The following is a 2,658-nucleotide window of genomic DNA, read 5'->3' on the forward strand; positions in this document are numbered from 1 at the left end:
GAGACAGGCAGCGCGGAAACGTCGGTGACGCTGGCGATCGGCGGGCTGGGCGGTGGGGGCAGCAGCGGTGGCGACGTAATCGTCGACAATCATGGCAAGATCACCACGCTCGGCTATCTTTCGCACGGCATTTTCGCGCAATCGGTAGGCGGTGGCGGCGGTGCTTCGGGTGCCGCGGCCAACGCTTCGGAGGCCGACATGACGATCGGCGGCGCGATTTCTCTGCCGAGCGGCGACGGCTCCAATGGCGGCCATGTCACGGTCAACAATGACGGCATCATCGAAACCTGGAAGGATGGAGCGCTCGGCATTTTCGCCCAGTCCGTCGGCGGCGGCGGTTATGGCGGCGTGGTATCGGCCGACACGGCGGGAGACGAGTCGGTTGCGCTGCAGCTTGGCGGCTTCGGCGGCAATGGCGGCAATGGCGGCAAGGTCGATGTCACGGTTTCCGGCACCATCATCACCCATGGCGAGCGCGCGCATGGCGTGGTCGCGCAATCGGTCGGCGGCGGTGGCGGCTATGGCGGCGACGCCAAGGGCAAGAGCTCGAATGCGTTGGCCATTGGCGGTCTCGGCGGCAATGGCGGCGATGGCGGCGATGTTACCGTCATCCGCACCGGCACGATCACGACGACGGGCAAGGATTCCATCGCCATCATCGCGCAGTCGGTCGGTGGCGGCGGCGGCATCGGTGGTGCCGGTTTCGGCCGCTTTGGCGCCGACGACGACGGCGGCGGGCCAAACGCTATCGGCTTCAACACGCCTGGTGGCACCAAGGGCACCGGCGGCAAGGTAACCATCATCCAGTCCGGCGCCATTGAGACCGATGGCGACCGTGGACACGGCGTCGTTGCCCAGGCGGTGGGCGGTGGCGGTGGCGCCGGCGGCATGGATTCGCTGGCCATGGGCCAGTCGGCGGCCGGCTCGCAAGGTGGTATCGGCGACGCTGCGGCGTCGGCCGCTAGCACGGACAGCCAAGTCTGGGTCAAGGGCGCAAGTTCGTATGCGATGTTCGGCCAGAGCGCGACAGGCGACGGCAATGCCCATGCGGTCGATCTGACGGCGGGTGACAGCCTGTTCGCGCAAGGTGCGGATTCCGTGGCTGTGTATGGCGAGAGCACGGCCAAGGGCGCCAAGGGCAACATCACCATCAACCTGAATGGCCAGTACACGATCGGCGGTGCCGGAACCGGCGTGGCGGCGATGCTTGTCGGGGGCGCAGACAACACGCTGAACAACCACAGCCTGCTCTATGCGATGGGGGCAACGCCGAGTTTCACCATCCAGGCGTCGCAATTTCAGGCATTCCAAGCCTTCCTGTTGGCGCCCGGTCCCGTCGTGCCGACGAATGCGATCCTGGAATCGCTTCTGGACGATTTCAGCCCACTGGCTATCACCGGCACATCGGGCGATGACCATGTGGAGAATTCGAAGAGCGCCGACACGCTCGGACGGGTGATCGGCAACATGGACCTCGGCGGCGGCACGAACAGCTTCCACAATATCGCCGACGCCTCGATGGTCGGCCTCAAGACCATCGATCTCGGCGGCGGCAAGTTCACCAATGACGGGCTGTTTACCAATCAGGGCATCGGCGTCGTGGCCAAAGTGGATGTCACGAGCGGCTTCACGCAGATATTCTCGGGCGACTTCGTCACCGACGTCGATCTCAACAACCAGATCACGGATGCCCTGGCACTAACGGTGGCCGGAGACTTCGATGGTGAGGCGCCGTTGAATTTCCTGTCGATCGACAAATTGTTCGCCGAATATGTGCTGGCCACCGGATCGGCGATGACCGATTCCGGCATCACGCCCACGACGCTGCATCCGGCGGTCGGCTTCAATTTCCTGACCAAGGTGGTCGGCGGAACGGATCTGGTTCTCTATGCCGACAATCCGACTTTCCTGGAGTTGGCACAGGATCCTAACTCCGGCACGACCGATCCCGGCGTCTTCCAGATGGCGCAGTATCTCGATGATGTCGAGGCTTCTTCGAGCCCAGACAATCCGATGGCGCTGTTGATCAACATGCTGCGCTTCCTGCCCGATGAAATGGAGCTCGGCTCGGCCCTGACGCGGCTGACGCCGCACTATGCCGTGCACACATTCGAGATGATCAACCGCTCCACGGACATCATGCTGGAGGCCGCGCGCGAATGCACCGGCGTTCCCGCCTACAAGGATCCCGACGGACGTTGTGTCTGGGCGTCGATCAGTCCGCAAGCCGAGTACAGCCGCGACGCTGGGGCCGGCACCACCAGCCGAGACGACGTCATGAAGACGATGTCGCTTGGCGGCATTGGCGAGGTCAGCCAGCACTGGTCGCTCGGCGCAACGATAGGCCGGACCGAATTCGACTCGAAGATCGATTTCAACGGCGAATTGCTGTCGGCCACGACAGGCGAATCCTGGCAGGCGTATGCGCTGGCGAAATATGCCGACAAGAACTACTTCATCGACTTCGCACTCGGCGGCGGCACCGGCTCCTTCAAGGGCGAGCGCGATACGCATCTCGATCAGGTGGCCTTCATTCCGGGCGAAACGCTGATCGGCGATTATCTGCCGGAGGCATTGCTGCCTGGCATCGGCAACAGTGTCACCTACACGCAGAAAACCGCCCAGTTCGGCGGTTTTCTGCGTGTTGGTGACACTGTT

1 pseudogene is annotated in these 2,658 nt (G+C 63.5%); it reads left to right on the forward strand.

Going from position 1 to position 2,658, the window contains the following annotated elements:
• Positions 1–24: 24 nt before the first annotated feature.
• Positions 25–2,658: pseudogene (locus tag EN749_RS33870) on the forward strand (autotransporter outer membrane beta-barrel domain-containing protein); the annotation flags it as partial.

It is taken from the genome of Mesorhizobium sp. M7A.F.Ca.ET.027.02.1.1, from assembly GCF_004022985.1.
In the GTDB taxonomy this organism is placed as follows: Bacteria; Pseudomonadota; Alphaproteobacteria; order Rhizobiales; family Rhizobiaceae; genus Mesorhizobium.